Source organism: Kitasatospora sp. NPDC101155 (assembly GCF_044768305.1).
Lineage (GTDB): Bacteria > Actinomycetota > Actinomycetes > Streptomycetales > Streptomycetaceae > Kitasatospora.
In genome coordinates, this window is sequence record NZ_JBIWPN010000023.1 from 79,503 (window position 1) to 96,319 (window position 16,817).

Annotated in this window: 16 protein-coding genes; 4 read left to right on the forward strand and 12 right to left on the reverse strand. The window is 74.4% G+C overall.

Going from position 1 to position 16,817, the window contains the following annotated elements:
- Positions 1-65 precede the first annotated feature (65 nt).
- On the reverse strand, positions 66-464 hold the full coding sequence (locus tag ACIRYZ_RS28900) for a hypothetical protein (RefSeq protein WP_402949609.1): 399 nt from the start codon (positions 462-464) through the stop codon (positions 66-68).
- Between the two features lie 262 nt (positions 465-726).
- On the opposite strand from ACIRYZ_RS28900, the gene ACIRYZ_RS28905 reads away from it, so the two are divergent.
- Entirely contained in the window at positions 727-1,953 is a 1,227-nt protein-coding gene (locus ACIRYZ_RS28905; protein WP_402949612.1) for a hypothetical protein, read from the forward strand.
- A 20-nt stretch (positions 1,954-1,973) separates the two neighbouring features.
- Here the strand turns inward: ACIRYZ_RS28905 and ACIRYZ_RS28910 are convergent, their stop codons facing one another.
- The 7 genes from ACIRYZ_RS28910 to ACIRYZ_RS28940 form a co-directional block, all read right to left on the reverse strand.
- Positions 1,974-2,579, reverse strand: a complete 606-nt coding sequence (locus ACIRYZ_RS28910) for a TIGR03086 family metal-binding protein (protein ID WP_402949614.1) — start codon at positions 2,577-2,579, stop codon at positions 1,974-1,976.
- A 111-nt stretch (positions 2,580-2,690) separates the two neighbouring features.
- On the reverse strand, positions 2,691-3,446 hold the full coding sequence (locus ACIRYZ_RS28915; protein WP_402949617.1) for an SDR family NAD(P)-dependent oxidoreductase: 756 nt from the start codon (positions 3,444-3,446) through the stop codon (positions 2,691-2,693).
- A 266-nt stretch (positions 3,447-3,712) separates the two neighbouring features.
- Positions 3,713-4,471, reverse strand: a complete 759-nt coding sequence (locus tag ACIRYZ_RS28920) for a transglycosylase family protein (RefSeq protein WP_402949619.1) — start codon at positions 4,469-4,471, stop codon at positions 3,713-3,715.
- A gap of 554 nt (positions 4,472-5,025) precedes the next feature.
- Positions 5,026-5,694, reverse strand: a complete 669-nt coding sequence (locus ACIRYZ_RS28925; protein WP_402949621.1) for a response regulator — start codon at positions 5,692-5,694, stop codon at positions 5,026-5,028.
- 137 nt (positions 5,695-5,831) lie between these two features.
- Positions 5,832-7,499, reverse strand: a complete 1,668-nt coding sequence (locus ACIRYZ_RS28930; RefSeq protein ID WP_402949624.1) for a sensor histidine kinase — start codon at positions 7,497-7,499, stop codon at positions 5,832-5,834.
- Positions 7,500-7,535: 36 nt separating this feature from the next.
- A complete protein-coding gene (locus ACIRYZ_RS28935; protein ID WP_402949626.1) occupies positions 7,536-10,136 on the reverse strand; it encodes a SpoIIE family protein phosphatase in 2,601 nt (866 codons plus the stop codon).
- Between the two features lie 80 nt (positions 10,137-10,216).
- On the reverse strand, positions 10,217-10,783 hold the full coding sequence (locus tag ACIRYZ_RS28940; RefSeq protein WP_402949629.1) for a Uma2 family endonuclease: 567 nt from the start codon (positions 10,781-10,783) through the stop codon (positions 10,217-10,219).
- 150 nt (positions 10,784-10,933) lie between these two features.
- On the opposite strand from ACIRYZ_RS28940, the gene ACIRYZ_RS28945 reads away from it, so the two are divergent.
- Positions 10,934-12,250, forward strand: coding sequence for a PQQ-binding-like beta-propeller repeat protein (locus ACIRYZ_RS28945; RefSeq protein WP_402949632.1), 1,317 nt, complete (start codon positions 10,934-10,936; stop codon positions 12,248-12,250).
- 44 nt (positions 12,251-12,294) lie between these two features.
- Positions 12,295-12,930, forward strand: a complete 636-nt coding sequence (locus ACIRYZ_RS28950; protein WP_402949635.1) for a uridine kinase — start codon at positions 12,295-12,297, stop codon at positions 12,928-12,930.
- 46 nt (positions 12,931-12,976) lie between these two features.
- Here ACIRYZ_RS28950 and ACIRYZ_RS28955 read toward each other — a convergent pair whose 3' ends face one another.
- Positions 12,977-13,783, reverse strand: a complete 807-nt coding sequence (locus ACIRYZ_RS28955; protein WP_393036296.1) for a DNA-formamidopyrimidine glycosylase family protein — start codon at positions 13,781-13,783, stop codon at positions 12,977-12,979.
- A gap of 67 nt (positions 13,784-13,850) precedes the next feature.
- Positions 13,851-14,303 carry a universal stress protein gene (locus tag ACIRYZ_RS28960; protein ID WP_402949638.1) on the reverse strand — a complete coding sequence of 151 codons (453 nt, stop codon included), beginning with the start codon at positions 14,301-14,303 and terminating at the stop codon, positions 13,851-13,853.
- 246 nt (positions 14,304-14,549) lie between these two features.
- Here ACIRYZ_RS28960 and ACIRYZ_RS28965 point away from each other — a divergent pair, with 246 nt between their 5' ends.
- Positions 14,550-14,933, forward strand: a complete 384-nt coding sequence (locus ACIRYZ_RS28965; protein WP_402949641.1) for a hypothetical protein — start codon at positions 14,550-14,552, stop codon at positions 14,931-14,933.
- A gap of 1 nt (position 14,934) precedes the next feature.
- Here the strand turns inward: ACIRYZ_RS28965 and ACIRYZ_RS28970 are convergent, their stop codons facing one another.
- Together ACIRYZ_RS28970 and ACIRYZ_RS28975 are read right to left on the reverse strand one after the other, a co-directional pair.
- Positions 14,935-15,897 carry a zinc metalloprotease gene (locus ACIRYZ_RS28970; RefSeq protein ID WP_402949643.1) on the reverse strand — a complete coding sequence of 321 codons (963 nt, stop codon included), beginning with the start codon at positions 15,895-15,897 and terminating at the stop codon, positions 14,935-14,937.
- A gap of 137 nt (positions 15,898-16,034) precedes the next feature.
- Positions 16,035-16,652 (reverse strand): AAA family ATPase, encoded by a 618-nt coding sequence (locus ACIRYZ_RS28975; protein ID WP_402949645.1) that lies wholly within the window; start codon positions 16,650-16,652, stop codon positions 16,035-16,037.
- Positions 16,653-16,817 lie beyond the last annotated feature (165 nt).

Genomic DNA, 16,817 nt, shown 5'->3' on the forward strand with positions numbered 1-16,817 from the left:
CTGACAGCTGACAACACGACGTGCCCCCGTCCGGCGGACGGGGGCACATCCGGTTCAGCGGGACCTCAGCACGGCGGCACGGCGCCTTGGTGCCACAGGAGGCCGCCGTCCACGTAGGAGCCGTAGACGTAGCCGACCCCGTGCCAGTCGCCGTAGTAGGCGGAGTGCACGGCGTCCACCCGGTACCAGACGTTGCCGCCGTTGTTGATGTCCTGACCCCTGGTCCAGCAGACCACGTCGACCAAGTCCCCGGGGTGCAGGTCTCCCGTGACCTTCGGCGACATGGTGGTCGGCTGCGCGTAGACGCCCACCCCCTGGCCGATGGGGATCGGGCCGCTGATGGTGACCCACCCATAGGCGGACGCCTCGCCCGCCGAGAGGCCGACCCCACCGGCCGCCAGCGCCACCGTGGCCGCCGCGGTCGCCCCGCGCCGTCCGATCCTGCCGAGCAGGCTCTTGACCATGTCGATTCTCCCTTCCTGTCGAACCGTTGTGCCGTCCGCTTGACCTCGACGGTGGTGCCAGCTGACCCGACAGGCGGTGGTGTTCGATACGGGCCGCCGAGATCTGACAACAGCTGACACGGGCGGCTGACCACCCCGAACGCGCCATCCCCCGAGGAAAGTCGCCAGACCTCTGATCGCCGCCGTCACACGCCGCTATGATCCGTACGCAACAAGCAAGCAGCGCCACCAAGGGATCTGACATCTGACAACAGGGGGCGTCATGGCGGAGCACGCACGTGACCCGCGACCCGGGCAAAGGGCAGCCTCGCCCACTGCCGCCGAGAGCTTCGCGGGTGAGCTGCGCACCCTCCGGCTGGACGCGGGCCAGCCCTCGTTCCGCACGATGGCCAGGACGGCCGGCTCGATCTCCCACACCACGCTCTACGAGGCCGCCTGCGGCTCGCGGCTCCCGTCCTGGGCCACCACCAGGGCCTTCGTCCAGGCCTGTGGCGGCAACGAGGAGGAGTGGCACCGCCGTTGGAGCGCGGCGGTCAACGGGGAGCCGCCCGCCGTCCCCGCGGTCCCCGCACCTGCTGTGACGTCGGACCCGGAACCGCGGCCGTCCCGTCCCCCGGCCGCGCCGCCGGTGCCGTCGGTACCGTCCGCGCCCTCGTTACCGTCGGCCGTACCGCACCCGCACCGCCGTCGGATCTGGACCCACGCGCTCAGCCTGCTCGTCGGCCTGCTGCTCGGCGTCTTCGGCACGCTGGGCCTGCTCGCGATCCGCGCGCCCGCCGCCCAGCCCGACGCGCGGACCTGTCCGTCCGCCGAACCGGACACCCCCGACCCGCAGCCGACGCCCGCACCGGACGGCGCGACCCCGAGCACCGAGGCCCGGTCCTGGATCGCCCGGACCGCCTACGACCAACAGGCCGCCTCCAGTACGCGACTCGCGATCCCCGTACGCGTCGCGGTCACCCCAGGAGACACCCTGGTCGTCGCGATGATGCTCACCAGCACCTGCCCCGGCCCGGTCAAGGTCACCGACAGTCACGGCGACCGCTTCCAGGTCCTCGGGGACGTCACCGACTCGCTGCGCCACCGGGTGCTCGTCCTCGCCGCCTTCGACGCCACCGCCCTGACCACCACCGACTCGATCCGTGCCGACTACCCGCGCGCCGGCGAGTACCACATGACCGTGGACGAGTTCCGGGGCGTCACCACCGTCCGGGCCGTCACCCGTGCCTCCGGCGACGCCGGTGGTACGGACTTCACCACCGCGGCAACCGCCACCACCTGCGACCCGGGCGACCTCCTGGTGAGCGCGGTCGGCAGCAACACCGGCACCGCCCCCGAGTTCGGCACCGGCTGGACCACCCTGCCGGCCCTCCAGCTCTCGTCCTACCGCCTCACCACCGCGCACCGGATCGCGACCGGCGCCGAGCACTGCGTCGCCGCCGGCCGGACCACCTCCCAATGGGGAGCCGTCCTGGCCGTCCTCCGCTGACCCGCGGTCCCGGACCGCCGTCACGAACCGGAGCCCGCCCAGGGGTCGCGGCCGAAGAACGCGGCGAGCCGGTCGTACGGCGGGGCGTCCGCCGGGGCGGGGACCTCGGGGCCGACGACGTGGTGGTCGGACTCCTCACCGCGGTACTCGGGTTTGAGCGCGCCACGGGCCCAGGTGAGGGCGGCGGCCGAGACCTCGTGGTCCAGACCGTCCGTGGACTGGCCGGTGGCTCTGGCCAAGTCCCAGGCGTGGACAGCGAATTCGGCGACCTGCTGGTCCACCGGGAAACGTGCCGGGAGTGCGCCGACGCCGGGGACCTCCACCGTCCCGGTGAGGTCCCCGGCCGCACGCCAGGCCTCGACCAGCCGCTCCGCGCCGGCCTCGAAGGCGTGCAGCCACTCCTCTTCCACCCGTTCGAACGGCTGCGACCAGTCCGGCTGCCCGCCCTGCGCCCGAACGGTGAACTGCCGCAGGTCGAACAGCAGATGGCTGATCAGGTCGCCGACGTCCCAGGAGCGGCAGGGGGTCGGGTGCCCGGCCAGCTCGACGCCGGCGCCGTCGATCAGACCGGCGGTCTGCGCGAGGGCCCGGGCGAGCAGCTCGATCGGATCGTCCAGAGCGGTCATGGCACACCTCTCGGTCGGGAAGGGGGGACGGGTCGTGCCGGGTGATCGTAAGCACGTGCGCCCACGACCGCCCGGCACGACACCGGCCCCCCGACCGACCCCGACCGTCCGTCAGGCCGCGAACCCGCCGTCCACCGCGAGCTCCGCGCCGCTGACGTACCGGCCCTCGTCGCCGACCAGGTAGGCGACGGCGGCCGCCACCTCCGCCGCCGTGCCGTAGCGGCCGAGCGCGGTGAAGCCGCGCTGGAAGTCGGCGGACTCACCGTCGGCCGGGTTCATGTCGGTGTCGATCGGGCCCGGGTGGACCAGGTTGACGGTGATCCCGCGCGGACCGAGTTCCCTGGCCAGCGCCTTGGTGAGACCGATCAGCGCGGCCTTGCTGGTCGCGTAGAGCGTGGCGCCGGAGAAGGCGACGCGCTGCGCGATGCAGCTGCCGATGCTGACGATCCGTCCCCCGTCCGCCAGGTGGGCGGCCGCCGCCTGCGCGAACAGGTAGGGCGCCCGGACGTTCACGTCCAGCACCCGGTCGATCTCGGCCAGCGCCATCTCCTCGATCGGCCCGCCGGCGCCGACGCCCGCGTTGTTCACCAGGATGTCCAGCCGACCGAACCGCTCGGCGACCGCCGCCACCGCGGCGCGCACCGCCGCCGGGTCGGCGCCGTCCGCCCGGACGGCCAATCCGGTCCGGCCCATCGCGCTGATCTTCGCGACCACCTCCTCGGCCCGGTCGGCCGCGCCCTGGTAGGTCAGCGCCACGTCGGCGCCGTCCTCGGCCAGCCGCAGCGCGACCGCCGCTCCGATCCCCCGGCTGCCGCCGGTCACCAGGGCCACCTTGCCGTCGAGCGCCGCCGTACCGTTCATCGTCATATCTGCAGAACTCCTTGCTCCGGTCTCGGACATGAGGCAATCCTCGACCGACACCCTCCCCGACTCCGGCGGTATTCAGACGTTGCGTTCAACGTTCGACTACGACCCCGCGCGCCCCCGGCCCGAGAAGTCCGGCGCGGGAACCCACGACGGGATCCCCCGCGGGGAGCCCGACGCACGGACCCGGCGCGCGGGAACCGCGAACGCGCCGAGCGGCCACCCCGCGCAGGAGCGGCCGCTAAGGCGGCGTCAGGACGCGGGAGGCGTCAGACGGTCAGGGTCTGCCCCGGGAAGATCAGGTCCGGGTTACCGCCGATGGTGCGGGCGTTCTTGCTGTACAGGCCGTCGGTGTCGACGCCGAACTTGGCGGCGATGTCGCTCAGCGTGTCACCGCTGCGAACGGTGTAGCTGCCGCCGGTGGCGTTCTTCTCCACGACCGGCGCGGACTGGGCCGGCTTGGCGGACGGCTGACCCTTGGCAGCCTTCGGCGTCTGCTTGGCCTTGGGCGCGGCCGGCTGGGCGGCCTTCGGGGCCTCCTTCGGCGTCGCGGCGGGCTTCTCGGCCCGCGGGGCGGGCTTGGCCGCGGCGGCGCTGTCCGCCGAGGTGTCGACGGCCGCCGGGGCGCCGCCCTTGCTCAGGCCCGCCTTCTGCGAGCAGACGGGCCAGGCGCCCGGCCCCTGCGAGGCGAGGACCTTCTCGGCGACGGCGATCTGCTGCGCCTTGGTCGCCTGGTTGGCCTGGGAGGCGTACGCGGTCCCGCCGTACGCGGCCCAGGTGGACGGGGTGAACTGCAGTCCGCCGTGGAAGCCGTTGCCGGTGCTGATGCTCCAGTTGCCGCCGCTCTCGCACTGGGCGACGGCGTCCCAGGCGGAGGTGGTCGCGGCAGAGGCCGAGGTGGCCGTGACGAGGCCGGCCACCGGCAGGGCCGCGACGGCGGCACCCGCGACGACCGCCATCCGTACGCGGTTGCGCTTGGTGCCGGCGGTGGTGTCGGTGGCAGCGGCGGTCTCGTGACGGGAAGTCATGAAATTCCTCTCGACAAGCCCCGGGCGGGCAGCCGGAACCAGGCCCGGGACATGGGCCGGTCGGTCGCGCTTGCCTCACTCGTCGGGCGGCCGAGCACGTGTCGGACGTGCCGTACCGCCCCGGCCACCTCCGCTCGCCGACGGCCTGTTCGAGCCGGTCTCGTCGGCGGGCACCGCCCTCGCGCCGTGGGTCGGTCGGCGGGCAGTGCGTCGGGGTGAACCCGGGTGGCGCTCGTTGCGCCGCCAAGAAAGCTAGGGGCATGTCCGGGGCGCAGCAAGCAATTCTTGGTCGTCGCAGGTCAGTTGACTGTTACCGGCGGTATCGATCAAGAAAGGGCGCCCGGTTCGACCGGGTTTGACCGCATTTTCGGGACGAAACGATCAATTTCCGTGCCCTCACTCACATCTGTCCAGCCGTAAACTCGGGCACACCATCCACCCACCGCAATCGGGAACTGACGCACCGTCATCGGGCAATCCGGAGTTCCCCGTTCAGCGACCCGGTCGGGTGGGATCCGCCACACCCGCTACCCGTCGTAACCACGCGAACGCGCTCAGCTACGGCCGTCGAGCTCGGCGTCCCGCGCCAGCAGCGCCGCCTGGACCCGGTTCTCGCAGCCCAGCTTGGCCAGGATCCGGCTGACGTACGTCTTCACCGTCGCCTCGCTCATGTGGATCCGCGCCCCCGCGTCGGCGTTGGACAGGCCCTCGCCGAGCAGCGCCAGCACCTCCGACTCACGTTCGGTGAGCACCTCCAGTCGGCGCCGGGCCTGCGCGCTGCGGGCGGCCGCCGAGCCGCTGCGGCCGGAGGCCAGCGAGTCGACGATGTGCCGGGTGGCCGCCGGGGAGAGGAAGGCGTTGCCGCTGGCCGCCGCCCGGACGGCCTGGATCAGCTCGTTAGGGGCGGTGTCCTTGAGCAGGAATCCGGCGCCGCCCGCGGTCACGGCGCGCAGGACGTTCTCGCGCTCCCCGAAGGTGGTGAGGATGATCGCCCGTACGCCGGGTGCGACCCTCGCCAGCTCCCCGAGCGCCGTCAGCCCGTCCATCACCGGCATCTGGATGTCCAGCAGCACCACGTCCACCCGGTGCGCCCGGGCCAGCTCCAGTGCGTCCCGGCCGTCGGCGGCCTCCGCGACCACCTCGATGTCGTCGGCCGAACCCAGGATCATCCTGATCCCGGCCCGGATGAGCGGCTCGTCGTCGGCGACGAGGACTCGGATCACTGGTGGTCATTCCCCTCGAACAGTGCTGCACCTGCGGCACCATCCTCACATCCCGGCCGAACGCACACCCCGGCCGGGCCCCGCCCCGGCTCCCCAGGCCCCGGGGAGCCGGGGAGCCGGGGAGCCGAGCCAGGCGGTCAGTTCTTGGTGACGTACTCCACCTTGTCCACCAGCACGCCGCCCTTGAAGCAGAACCTCGCCACGTGGGTCTCCGACCAGGACTCGTCCGAGTCGCCCTTCTCCAGTGAGTACCAACGGCAGTGCGAGCCCTCCGGCTGGGTCGGTCCGTCGTGTTCGAAGCCGGACGTGAAGAAGTCGTTGCCGGGCGGCAGCCGGCGCATCACCTCGGCCCTCGACTCACCCGGCCGGATCTGGTCGTAGACCGACATCTGCACCGTCGAGTCGGTGGTGCCGCGGACGAAGGCCATCACGCCCCAGATCACCAGGACCACCACGACCAACGTGACCGCGCCGACCCCGGCCGCGCAGCCGATCGCGGGGCTGCGCCGCCCGTCGCCCATCCCGTCGGCCGGCGGCAGGCCGTCGAGGACCCAGTCCTCCTCGCCGACCAGGGCGGCGGCCCCCTCGCTCTCCGCCCCCTCGTACGGGAGGACGGCCGCCAGGCGGAAGCCCTCCTCGGGCGTCGCTCCGGCGTGCACCATGCCGCCGACCAGCCGGGCGCGCTCCCGCAACCCGGTCAGCCCCTGCCCGCCGCTGACGACCGACCCCGCGCCGGCGCGTACGCCGACGAGCTCCGGCGCGCGGGGGTTGGTGACCTCGACCACCAGCGCGTCCGGCTCGTACCGGAGCGCGACGGCGATCGGTGCGCCGGGGGCGTGTTTGTGCGCGTTGGTGAGCGCCTCCTGCACGATCCGGTACGCCGCGTTGTCGACCGCGGCCGCCAGCGGGCGCCGCTCGCCCTCGGTCGAGTGGGCCACCTCCGTCCCGGCCGCCCGGGAGGACTCCACCAGCTCCACGATCCCGTCCACCCCGCCGCGGACCGGCGCCGTGCCCTGCGCCCCGACCGTCGGCGGCAGCGCCGTCGAATCGTCGTGCAGCACCCCGACCACCTCACGCAGTTCGCGCATCGCCGTGACCGCCGCCTGCCGCAGCACGCCGACCGCCTCCCGCTGCCGGTCGGTGAGGGTGCGGTCCACCTCCAGCGCGCCCGAGTGCACGGAGATCAGCGCGAGCTGGTGGCCCAGGCTGTCGTGCATGTCCTGGGCGATCCGGTGCCGCTCGCGCAGCCGCGCCTGGTGCACCACCATGACCCGCTCACGCACCAACTGGTCGTTGCGCTCGCGCAGCGCGTCCAGCAGTGCACGGCGCTGCGCCCGGTAGCGGCCGTAGAGCGCGGGCAGGACGACGAAGACCAGGAACATGCCGAGCGACAGTCCGATGATCAGCTTGGGCGGCGCCAGGGTGCCGTCCTTCAGCGTCCCGGTCACGGTGAACAGCAGATAGCTCAGCACGAAGGAGCCGAGCAGCTGCCCGACCCGGCGGATCCGCGCCCCGGCGGCCCAGCCCGCGCAGACCAGCATCGGCAGGGGCCCGAGCGACCAGCCCGTCATCGCCCCGGCCAGCACCAGCACGGTGGCCGGGAGCCCCCGCCGTAGCACCCACAGCACCGCGACGGCGATCCCGAAGGGGACCGCCAGACCGGTCCGGCTGACCAGCTCCAGCAGGCCGGCGACCACCCCCATGAACAGGGCCTGCGCGGCCTCGCCCACCACCCGCCGCCGGGGCCAGGGCCCGGGCAGCGCCGTCCGTACCGCCTTCGACCAGGCCCGCGCGATTGCTTCCACCCGTCGAGGCTAACCGGGCGGTCACCGCGCCCGCGGTCACCCTTCGTCGCCCTCCGCACCGACGAAAGTCGCCGGTCCGAAGGCGGTGAGCAGCAGCGCCACGTCGTCCACCCGCCCGGTCGAGCCGACCTCCCGCAGCAGCCGCTCGGCCAGCTCCTCCATCTCCTCCCCGGCCCGGCCGTGGTCCAGCGCGGAGCGCAGCCGCTCCACCCCCTGGTCGATCGCCAGCGCCGGGTCCTCCACCAGTCCGTCCGTGTAGAGGACGAGCAGCGAACCGGGCCGCAGCCGCAGCTCACTGACCGGGTACGCCGCCTCCTCGTCCACGCCCAGCAGCGGCCCGCCGGGGACGTACAGCGCTTCGGCCCGCCCGTCCGGGTGGCACAGCACCGGCGGCAGGTGCCCGGCACGGGCGATCCGGGCGGTGCCGTCGGCGGGGGTGAGGCGGACCAGGCAGCAGCTGGCGAGCAGCCCGGGGTCGAGGTCCAGCAACAGCCGGTTGGTGCGGGCGAGCACCTGGTCGGGCGGCTCGCCGCCGCTGGCGAAGGCGCGCACGGCGCTACGCAGCTGGCCCATCGCGGCGGCGGCGCCGACGCTGTGGCCCTCGACGTCGCCGATCACCAGGGTGAGGTCCGCGCCGGTGACGATCGCGTCGTACCAGTCGCCGCCGATCTCCATGCCCTGGGTGCCGGGCAGGTAGCGGGCGGTGATCCGGATGCCGGGCACCTGCGGGAGGCGGTGCGGCAGCAGGCCCTGCTGCAGGCCGCGGGCCAGGGCGAACTCGGCGTCGTAGAGCCGGGCGCGCTCCAGGGCCTGGGCGATGAAGCCGCTGAGGCCGGTGAGCAGGCCGCGCTCCTCGGCGGTGAACGGGTGCGGGAGGTCGAAGCCGAGGATGCAGCTGCCGACCGGGCGCCCGGAGGCGATCAGCGGCAGGAAGGCCCAGGCACCCATTTCGTCCAGGGCCAGACCGGGGTAGGTGGCGGCGAGCTCGCGCACCGACTCGAAGAAGATAGGGGTGCCGGTGCTGAGCGTCTCGGCGCCGGGTACGCGGGCGTCGAGCGGGGTGCCCTCGAAGCCGTCCAGGAAGCCGTCCGGGTAGCCGAACTGGGAGACCAGGTGCAGGCGCTGCTCGCGCACCCCGTAGATGGCGAGCTCCTGGCCGCCGAAGGCCGGGAGGATCTCCTCGGCCACCGCCCGGCACACGTCGCGCACGGTGACCGCCTCGGTGAGCGCGCTGGCGAGCTGGAGCAGGTGGTGGGTGCCGCCCACGCCGGTGGTCGTGGGCGGCGGCGGGGCGGCGGGCGGTTCGGCCGCGCCCGGCGGCGCCTCGGCGGCGACCACCCGGCCGGTGACGCCGTGGATGTCGGGGTAGAGCGAGAAGGCGAGCCAACCGTCCGGCGGGCGGGCGGCGAGGAAGGCGGTGGGCTGCTGGGAGATCAGGGCCGCGCGGTGGCGGTTCTCGTAGACGGGGTCGGTGAGCCAGGGCAGCACCTCCCAGAGGCGGTGGCCGACCAGCTCCTCCCGGCTCGCCCGCAGCAGCGGCTCGCTGGCGCGGTTGGCGTAGGTGATCAGGCCGTCCGGGTCGAGCGAGAAGACGCCCTCGCGCAGCCGCTCGACGGCGGCCGCGGCGGCGGTGAGGGTCCGGACGTCCAGGACGGCGCCGACCAGGTGGGTCCGGCCGTCGACGATCGCGCCGGGCACCCGGGCCCACAGCTCCACCGGGTACGGGCGGCGGTTCGGCCCGAGCACCCGCACCCGGGCGGCCAGCACCTCGCCGCGCTCCAGGGCGGTGCGGGCGGCGGCCCTGAACTCGGGCACGTCCCCGGGGGCGATCCGGCGGGTCAGACAGCTCACCGTGCCGTCGAACTCGCCGGGCGCGAAGCCGAAGATCTCCCGGAACACCGCGTCGGCGGCGAGCGCCCCGGTGGCCGTGTTCCAGTCGAACAGCCCGACCCTCGTGCTGGGCACCGCCGGCGGCGGAAGCTCCACCACGGCGGCGTCCCCGGCCGGCTCGACCGGCTGCCCGGACCCGGCCAGCTCGGCAAGCCCGGAGGCGAGTCGGGAGGCGATGGCGTCCAGCTGACCGGCTGCCTGCTCCGGCACGCCCTCGTCCGAGGCCGGCCACAGCACGCTGAGCACCCCGAACCGGTCCTCGCCGTGCCCCACCGGCACACAGGCCGAGACGAAGTCGTACGGCAGGCCGACCGCGAGCTGCGGGAATCGCCGCATGGTGTCCTCGGTGTCGGCCAGCGCGATGGTCCGGCCGGTCCGGAAGCAGACCGCGACCGGCAGCGGCCCGGCGGCGGCGACCCGCCGGAACGAGCTCATGATCGACAGTGGCACCCCCGCGAGGGTGCACAGCACCAGCGACCGACGGTCCCGCGAACGCAGGTACGCCATCGCCCCGTGCGCCCCGGTGGACCCCAGCACCCGGCGGACGGCCTCCGCCAGCAGCTCGTCCCGCTCGCCGACCGCCTCCGGGGCCGCCTCCAGGGCAGCCTCCACGACCGACTCCCAGACCGCCCCCGGCACCGCGCCCGAGCCCGTATCCGGAGCCGTGTCCAGGACCGGTTCCGGCAGGGTCTCCGGGACCTCCTCGCGGACCGGCTCAGCGGCCCCGGTCGCATGCGGACGGCGCATGCTCCCTTGCTACGTCGGCCCCGGAAGCGTGTCAAGGCGAGCCCCCACCGCCCTGGGCCGCCCGCCGGGCGGGTGACGCCCTACAGCTCGGTGAGGTCGACCTCCACCGGGTACGGCACCACGGCCTTCACCAGCCCGGTGAACAGCTCGCCCGCCCGGTACGACCGGCTCCCCTGGTCCAGTACGAACGTGTGGACGATCGGCACCCGGCCGGCCGCCTGCTCGACCCGCCAGTAGAAGGGGATGCCGGCCTTGGCGTACTGGTCGAGCTTGACCACCCGGTCGGTGGTCTCCGAACCCGGAGAGACGACCTCGACCAGCAGCAGCACGTGGTCCGGCCTGGTCGGCGACTCGTCGACGGTGTCCGCGCGGTAGACCACCACGTCCGGCCGGCGGTTGTTGAGCGGCACGTCCTGCAGCCGCACGTCGAAGTCGGTGTCGGCGTTCCAGCCCTCGCCGCCCGACTGGTCCAGAGCATTCGCCAGGAACCGCGCGAGCCGGTTGTGGAGAATGGAGGCGCTCGGGCTCACCACGACCATCCCGTCAACGATCTCCACGCCCGCGCACTGCTCCTCGGTCCAGGAGTCGTACTGCTCACTGGTGATCTGCCGGTGCATCCACTCGGGTGCGATCATCTCGGCCGTCATCGTGCACCTCCCCCGGTCTCCTGGGCGGGCCTGTGCCATGGCCCACAGAGTAGTACGGCTGAGCGGCGGCTCCGGATGGTTCGGGGACTGTTCGATATCCTCCCGGCGAGTGGCGGCACCGAGGCCGCCGGGGGTGGAAGCGAGAGCGGGATGCAGTCGCCGTCGTCCGAGGGGGCCGCCCGGGAGCAGTCGTGGCAGTGGGACAGGGAGGCGGACGGCGCGGCCGAGGCACCCGGGGACGTGATCGGCGCGGGCGGGGACGGGCCTCGGCTGAGTCGGCGCGGGCTGCTGATCGGGGCCGGGGTGCTGGCGGCCGGCGGGGCGGCGTGGGCGTTGGCGAGCTCGGGCTCCGACCGGCCGGTGCCGGAGCCGACGAAGCCGACGCCGACCGCGCTGTCCGGGCCGACCCCGCTGTGGACGTACCGGGGCGCGCAGGCCATGACCCCCGAGCGGCTGGTCGCCCCGCCGGACCGCCCGGTGTTCCTGTCCAAGGCCGGGCTGCAGGTCCTCGACCCGGCCAGCGGTGCCCCCCAGCGGCTGCTGGTGTTCGACCCGCCACCGCCCCCGGGCTGGCCGAGCGACCTGGAGCCGCCCGTCGGGAAGGTCGCGGTCGGGCCCGAGTACCTCTTCACCGCCACCTCCCGAGGACACCTGGACGCCCGCCACCTCACCGACCCCACCCGCGACTGGAGCCTGCCACTGCCCGATGAACTGCAGGACCAGCTCCTGTTCACCTGCATGGGCGGCGGCGTCCTCTACGGCTACGTCTGGGGCCGACCCCGCGCGGACGGCACCGCGCCGAGCAACCGGGTCTTCGCGCTGCAGCTCGACGGCCGTTCCCTGCTCTGGTCCGTCGCCGGCGACCACCAGGAACAGCCGGTCGCCCCCGCCACCAGGGGCACTGCCCGCCTGGTGGCCTGCGCCCGCTCCCTCGGCGACCGCACCGAGCTGGTGGTCCGGGACGCCGCCACCGGTCGCGAGCTGTGGACCGCCCCCGGCGACGAGGACCTGCGCTGGTGCGCTGCCGCTCGGGAGAACTTCCTCGTCCCGGACGGCAACGGCGGCGTGCGCGGGCTGGGGCCCGACGGCGAGCCGCGCTGGACCCACTCCCCCGCCCGGGGCGAGTCCTGGCGGGCGTTGCCGCCCGTCCCGGACGGCGTCCGGGTGTTCGTCCCGCGCGACAACGGCCTCGTCACCTGCCACGACGCGGGCACCGGCGCGGTGCTCTGGTCCTACCGCCTGCCGTTCCTGCTGGACCGACGCAGCCGTCCACTGGTCGTCGGCGGCACGCTGTACGTCCCGGGTCCGGCGGCGGGTGGGATCAGCGCGATCGACACCGCGACCGGCGTGCCCGCGTGGACCTTCCACGACTCCGGCCCGGGCCGGGACGTCTGGACCGTCGCCGCCGACGGAAGCCACCTCTACGCCGGCCACGACGACATCCTGCACGCCCTCCCGCTGTCCTAGCTGGGGCCTGTCCGGCGGACCGGACGACACGGCAGGATGGCCTGATGCAGGTACGCCCGATCTCCCCCGACAAGCTGGCCGAACTGCTCGCCGACCGCATCACCGCGCTGCCCGGCGCCGGCGAGCGCTGGCTGCGGGTCGCCGTGGACGGCGCCGGGCCCGCCCGGCCCGAGGTGCTGGCCGACGCCCTGGTGGAGCCGTTGCGGCTGCGCGGCCGCCCCGCGCTGCGCGTGTCCGCGGCGGACTTCCTGCGCCCGGCCTCGATCCGGCTGGAGTACGGCCACCACGACGCGGACGCCTTCCACGACCTCTGGCTGGACGACGGCGCCCTGCTGCGCGAGGTGCTGGACCCGCTGGAGCCGGGCGGCAGCGGCCGGGTGCTGCCCTCGCTGCGCGACCCCGTCACCGACCGCTCCACCCGCGCCCCGTACACCCGAATCCCGCCCGGGGGCGTGCTGGTGCTGGACGGCGCGTTGCTGCTCGGCCGCTGGCTGCCGCTGGAGCTGACCGTCCATCTGGCACTCACCCCGGCCGCGCTGGCCCGCCGCACCCCCGCCGACCAGCAGTGGACGCTGCCCGCCTTCGCCCGCTACGAGGCGGAGACCGGGCCCGCCGAATCCGCCGACGTCACCGTGCGGGTGGACGACCCGCGCCACCCCGCCCTGGTCGAGCGGCCGTAGGGCCTGACCGGCGGGTCTCGCCGCGGACCCGGCGGGGATCCGCCGGTCAGGCCCTGCCCGCCGGGGCCGGGCCGCGCTGGCAGTAGGGGCACCAGAACACCATCCGGTCCCGTGGGGGTTCGCCCTGACGTCCCGACCGGACGGGCGTGACGCAACGCGGGCAGGGCCGCCCGGCCCGGCCGTACACCCAGTGCTGGTAACCGGGCCGGGTGTCGCCGGTGGTGACGTGGCCCGGGCGCAGCTTGTTGGCCTCCAGCATCTGCCGGGCGCGTTCCACCAGCCGGTCGGGGTGCGGGAGTTCGCCGATCGCGGTCCACGGCGTCAGGCCGGCCGTGAAGCACAGCTCGTTGGCGTAGACGTTGCCGATCCCGGCCAGGTTGCGCTGGTCGAGCAGGGCCTCGACGAGCGGGCGGCCGGGGTGGGCGAGGAGTCGGCGGACGGCCTCGACCGGATCCCAGTCGGGGCCGAGCAGGTCGGGGCCGAGGTGGCCGACGGCCCGCTGCTCGTCGGTCGTGCGCAGCAGCTCGACGACGGGCAGCCGGTAGCCGACGGCAGTGCCCCGCTCGGTGTCGAGGACGGCGCGGATCTGCCGGGCCGGGCCGCCGGTCCAGCGCTCGCCGGGGCGGTAGACCTCCCAGCGGCCGTCCATCCGCAGGTGGGTGTGCAGGGTGAGGCCGCCTTCGAGGCGGGTGAGCAGGTGTTTGCCGCGCGGACGGACCTCAAGCACCCGGCGGCCGGCGAGGGCGGCGGTGGCGTGCGCGGGCACCCGCAGCTCGGCGCTGGTCAGCAGCTGCCCGGCGAGGGCCTCGTGCAGCCGGGCCGCCACGCGGTAGATGGAGTCACCTTCTGGCATGACTCCATTCTGGTCCGCATGCCGGCCCGGCGGGCTGCCGCCCCTGGCTGCCGACCGGCCCTGGGCGCTACTCGGACTCGGCCGCGACGCCCTCGCGGACCACGACCACCGGACAGGGCGCGTGCTCGGTGAGGTGGCGGCTGACCGAGCCGAGCAGTACGCCGGAGAAGCCGCCCCGGCCGCGGCTGCCGACGACCAGCAGCACGGCGCCCTTGGCGGCCTGGAGCAGGGCCCCGGCCGCGTTGCCGGGCATCACGCTCTGGTTGATCCGCACGCCCGGGTCGTCGCCGACCACCTTGACGACGCTCTCGGCGAGGGCCTTGCCGGCGAGCTCCTCCGGGTTGTAGACGTCTTCCGGCACCCTCGTCCCGCCCCAGCCGTAGAAGGCCGGGTACTCCCAGGCGGCGATCGCGTCGATGGTCCCGCCGACGGCCTTGGCGTAGTCGACCGCCCAGTGCAGCGCCTGCTCCGAGGCGGGCGAGCCGTCCACACCGACGACGATCCGGGGGTTGGCAGTCATGCCGTGTCTCCTTCGGTTGCTCCTGCTCGGCACCAACCCGCCAAACATAGATCAAATCGGACAAATGGTCGGTATTTGCCGCGCCGTACGCGGCATTCCGCATTCATATGCGGGGCCTCACGGCCACCACCACCCCGCCCCGACCGACGGACACCTCCCAGCGGCGGACACCTCCCAGCGAGGGCGACTGACCGTCGGCCGGGTAATTCGACTGCGACCGACCGGCGCCTCTGAGAGGATCGCCGGATGCCGAGCAAGCCGCGCCTCCGCACCGGCGGCTTCGCCGAGGTCCTCGCCGCCCTGCCATCGAGGGAGGCCCACGCGCCCCGGAGCCGTGAGCACCCGGTCGCGGCGGGCGGCTTCCTGGACGCCGACGGCTGCTACTGGCGTCTGGCCCGGGGCCCGCTGGAGCGCCGGCTGGCCAAGCGGCTGGCGGTCGGCGCCGACGAGATGACGCTGGGCGACTGGGACTGCTGGCACGAGGACTTCCCGGACGCCCTGGTCCCGGTGCTGCTGGCCCCCGAGGAGCGTCCGGCCGCCTGGCGGAAGGCCTCGGCCGAGGACCACCAGGCGTACGAGTTCCGCGCCGCCGGCGGCCGGACGCTGCTCTACCTCGACGTCTTCTGCTGACTCAACTGCGGTAGGCGGCCCAGGAGTTCGCCATCCGCCGGGCCTGGCCCGGGGTGAACTGGGTCATGCAGGAGTCGTAGCTGTAGTCCATGAAGTTGTGGATCGGGTCGAGCCCGGAGCCCGGGCAGCTGTGGCGGCCCTCGGGGCAGCCGTAGCCGGGCGTGCCCTCGGGCGGGGTGTCGTCCACGTAGTCGCCCGGGGGCAGGCAGCCGCCCTGGAAGGTGTGGAAGAGGCCGAGCCAGTGGCCGGTCTCGTGGGTGGCGGTGTTGCCCTCGTTGTAGTGGGTGGCGGGCCCGCCGGGCAGGGAGTCGTCGAGGACGACCACGCCGTCGTCGGTGGGGTTCGAGCGGTAGACGTTCGGGAAGGTCGACCAGCCGAGCAGGGACTGCCCGAGGTGGGCGGTGTAGAGGTTGAGGGTGCCCTGGTCGCCCTTGCGCAGGGCGGTCTTCATCGCCCGCTCGGTGGCGGAGCCCGGGGTCATGCCGGTGTACCAGGCGGCGTTGTCGGTCCAGTCGGTGCCGGCCAGCTCGAAGTGGAACTGGGTGGGGGTGTTGCCCGCGCCCTGGCCGCCGTAGGTGGCGTTGAGGTGGTCGATCTGGGCTGCGACGACGCCCTGGTCCAGCCGCCCGGCGTCCCCGGCGTGGATCACGTGGACGTACACCGGGACGGTGGTCGGGACGGCGGCGAGCGGGACGTGGGCGGAGCCGAGCTTGGCGAGCCGGTCGTCCAGGTCCGTCTGCATCGCCCGGGCCTCGGCGGCGCTGACGGCGTTCGGGTCCTTCCCGGCCCGGCTGCCGGCCGGCTTGCGGGCGGCGGCGTCGGCGCCGTCGCAGACCGCTGCGGCGGCCACCGCATGGCGCGGGGCCGGGGCCGCGAGCTGGCTCAGTCCGGCGGCGGCGACCAGCGCGGCGGCGCAGGGAAACAGGCGGGCGGCACGCGAGCGCGCCCGGGCAGTACGGCGCATCAGCGCTCCTGACGGGAAAGGAAGGTGACCGGGTGTCGCCCGCGCCACGCGCCCGCCCGTCGGCACCCGGCCGCTGACCACCGGGCGCAGCCACCGACGAAAGCCCACCGGCGGTGCCCGGCGCGGATTCGCCGAGATTACGACGCCGTGAAGTCGATCTCCCGCAGGGCGCGCGCGGCGGCCCGGTCGAGTACCACGGCCGACGCACAGCCCGCCGGCGGCCGCCCGGCCCCGAGCAACAGCCGGCGCAGCCGGTCGGCGGCGGCCCGGTGCCGGGCGAAGGCGTAGCGGGAGACGCCGCGTCCGCGCCGCCGCTGGCCCGCCCGGGCCTCGGCCGGGTCGACGTCGAGCAGCAGCAGGTGCACCCGTCGGCCCTGCCGGGCGGCGGCACGGGTGAGCCAGGACCGGACGAAGGGGAGCGTGCCGCAGTCGTGGACGGCGAGCGGCCCGCCGCCCAGGACGGCGCGGCGCAGCCGCCGGTAGTGGGCGAGCCGGGCGAGCGGGCGGTAGAGCGCGTACGGGAGGCGGCCGGGCAGCCGGGCCGCGTACTCCTCGCGGATCTGCTGGGAGTCGACCAGCGGGGCGCGGACGCTGCGGCGCATCAGGGTGCTCTTGCCGCTGCCGGGCAGTCCGGTGACCACCAGCAGATCGCCGGCGGGGTAGTGCAGGACGGCCGGGCCGGGGCCGCGCAGCTCGTACAGGCCTGCTCGGATCGCCCGGCCGTCGGCCGTGCGGGGCGGCGGCACCGTGGGCACCGCCGCCCTCGCTGTTCGTGTCCCGGCCACCGGCCCGCCCCCCACCGTTTCCTGGTTCCTCCCCCAGGAGCATGGCGTATTCCCAAGAACGAGTAAAGACCCGTGGTCAGGGCGGGTACGGAGGGCCGGTGCGGGCGGCCGGGCCTGTCTTGTGGGCCTTGGCGG

What these genes read in the sequence shown, in the direction of transcription:
- ACIRYZ_RS28905 (WP_402949612.1), top strand. Translation starts at nt 727, where the DNA reads ATGGCGGAGCACGCACGTGACCCGCGACCCGGGCAAAGGGCAGCCTCG.
- ACIRYZ_RS28945 (WP_402949632.1), top strand. Translation starts at nt 10,934, where the DNA reads ATGCAGTCGCCGTCGTCCGAGGGGGCCGCCCGGGAGCAGTCGTGGCAG.
- ACIRYZ_RS28910 (WP_402949614.1), bottom strand. Translation starts at nt 2,579, where the DNA reads ATGACCGCTCTGGACGATCCGATCGAGCTGCTCGCCCGGGCCCTCGCG.
- ACIRYZ_RS28950 (WP_402949635.1), top strand. Translation starts at nt 12,295, where the DNA reads ATGCAGGTACGCCCGATCTCCCCCGACAAGCTGGCCGAACTGCTCGCC.
- ACIRYZ_RS28915 (WP_402949617.1), bottom strand. Translation starts at nt 3,446, where the DNA reads ATGACGATGAACGGTACGGCGGCGCTCGACGGCAAGGTGGCCCTGGTG.
- ACIRYZ_RS28955 (WP_393036296.1), bottom strand. Translation starts at nt 13,783, where the DNA reads ATGCCAGAAGGTGACTCCATCTACCGCGTGGCGGCCCGGCTGCACGAG.
- ACIRYZ_RS28920 (WP_402949619.1), bottom strand. Translation starts at nt 4,471, where the DNA reads ATGACTTCCCGTCACGAGACCGCCGCTGCCACCGACACCACCGCCGGC.
- ACIRYZ_RS28940 (WP_402949629.1), bottom strand. Translation starts at nt 10,783, where the DNA reads ATGACGGCCGAGATGATCGCACCCGAGTGGATGCACCGGCAGATCACC.
- ACIRYZ_RS28935 (WP_402949626.1), bottom strand. Translation starts at nt 10,136, where the DNA reads ATGCGCCGTCCGCATGCGACCGGGGCCGCTGAGCCGGTCCGCGAGGAG.
- ACIRYZ_RS28970 (WP_402949643.1), bottom strand. Translation starts at nt 15,897, where the DNA reads ATGCGCCGTACTGCCCGGGCGCGCTCGCGTGCCGCCCGCCTGTTTCCC.
- ACIRYZ_RS28965 (WP_402949641.1), top strand. Translation starts at nt 14,550, where the DNA reads ATGCCGAGCAAGCCGCGCCTCCGCACCGGCGGCTTCGCCGAGGTCCTC.
- ACIRYZ_RS28960 (WP_402949638.1), bottom strand. Translation starts at nt 14,303, where the DNA reads ATGACTGCCAACCCCCGGATCGTCGTCGGTGTGGACGGCTCGCCCGCC.
- ACIRYZ_RS28900 (WP_402949609.1), bottom strand. Translation starts at nt 464, where the DNA reads ATGGTCAAGAGCCTGCTCGGCAGGATCGGACGGCGCGGGGCGACCGCG.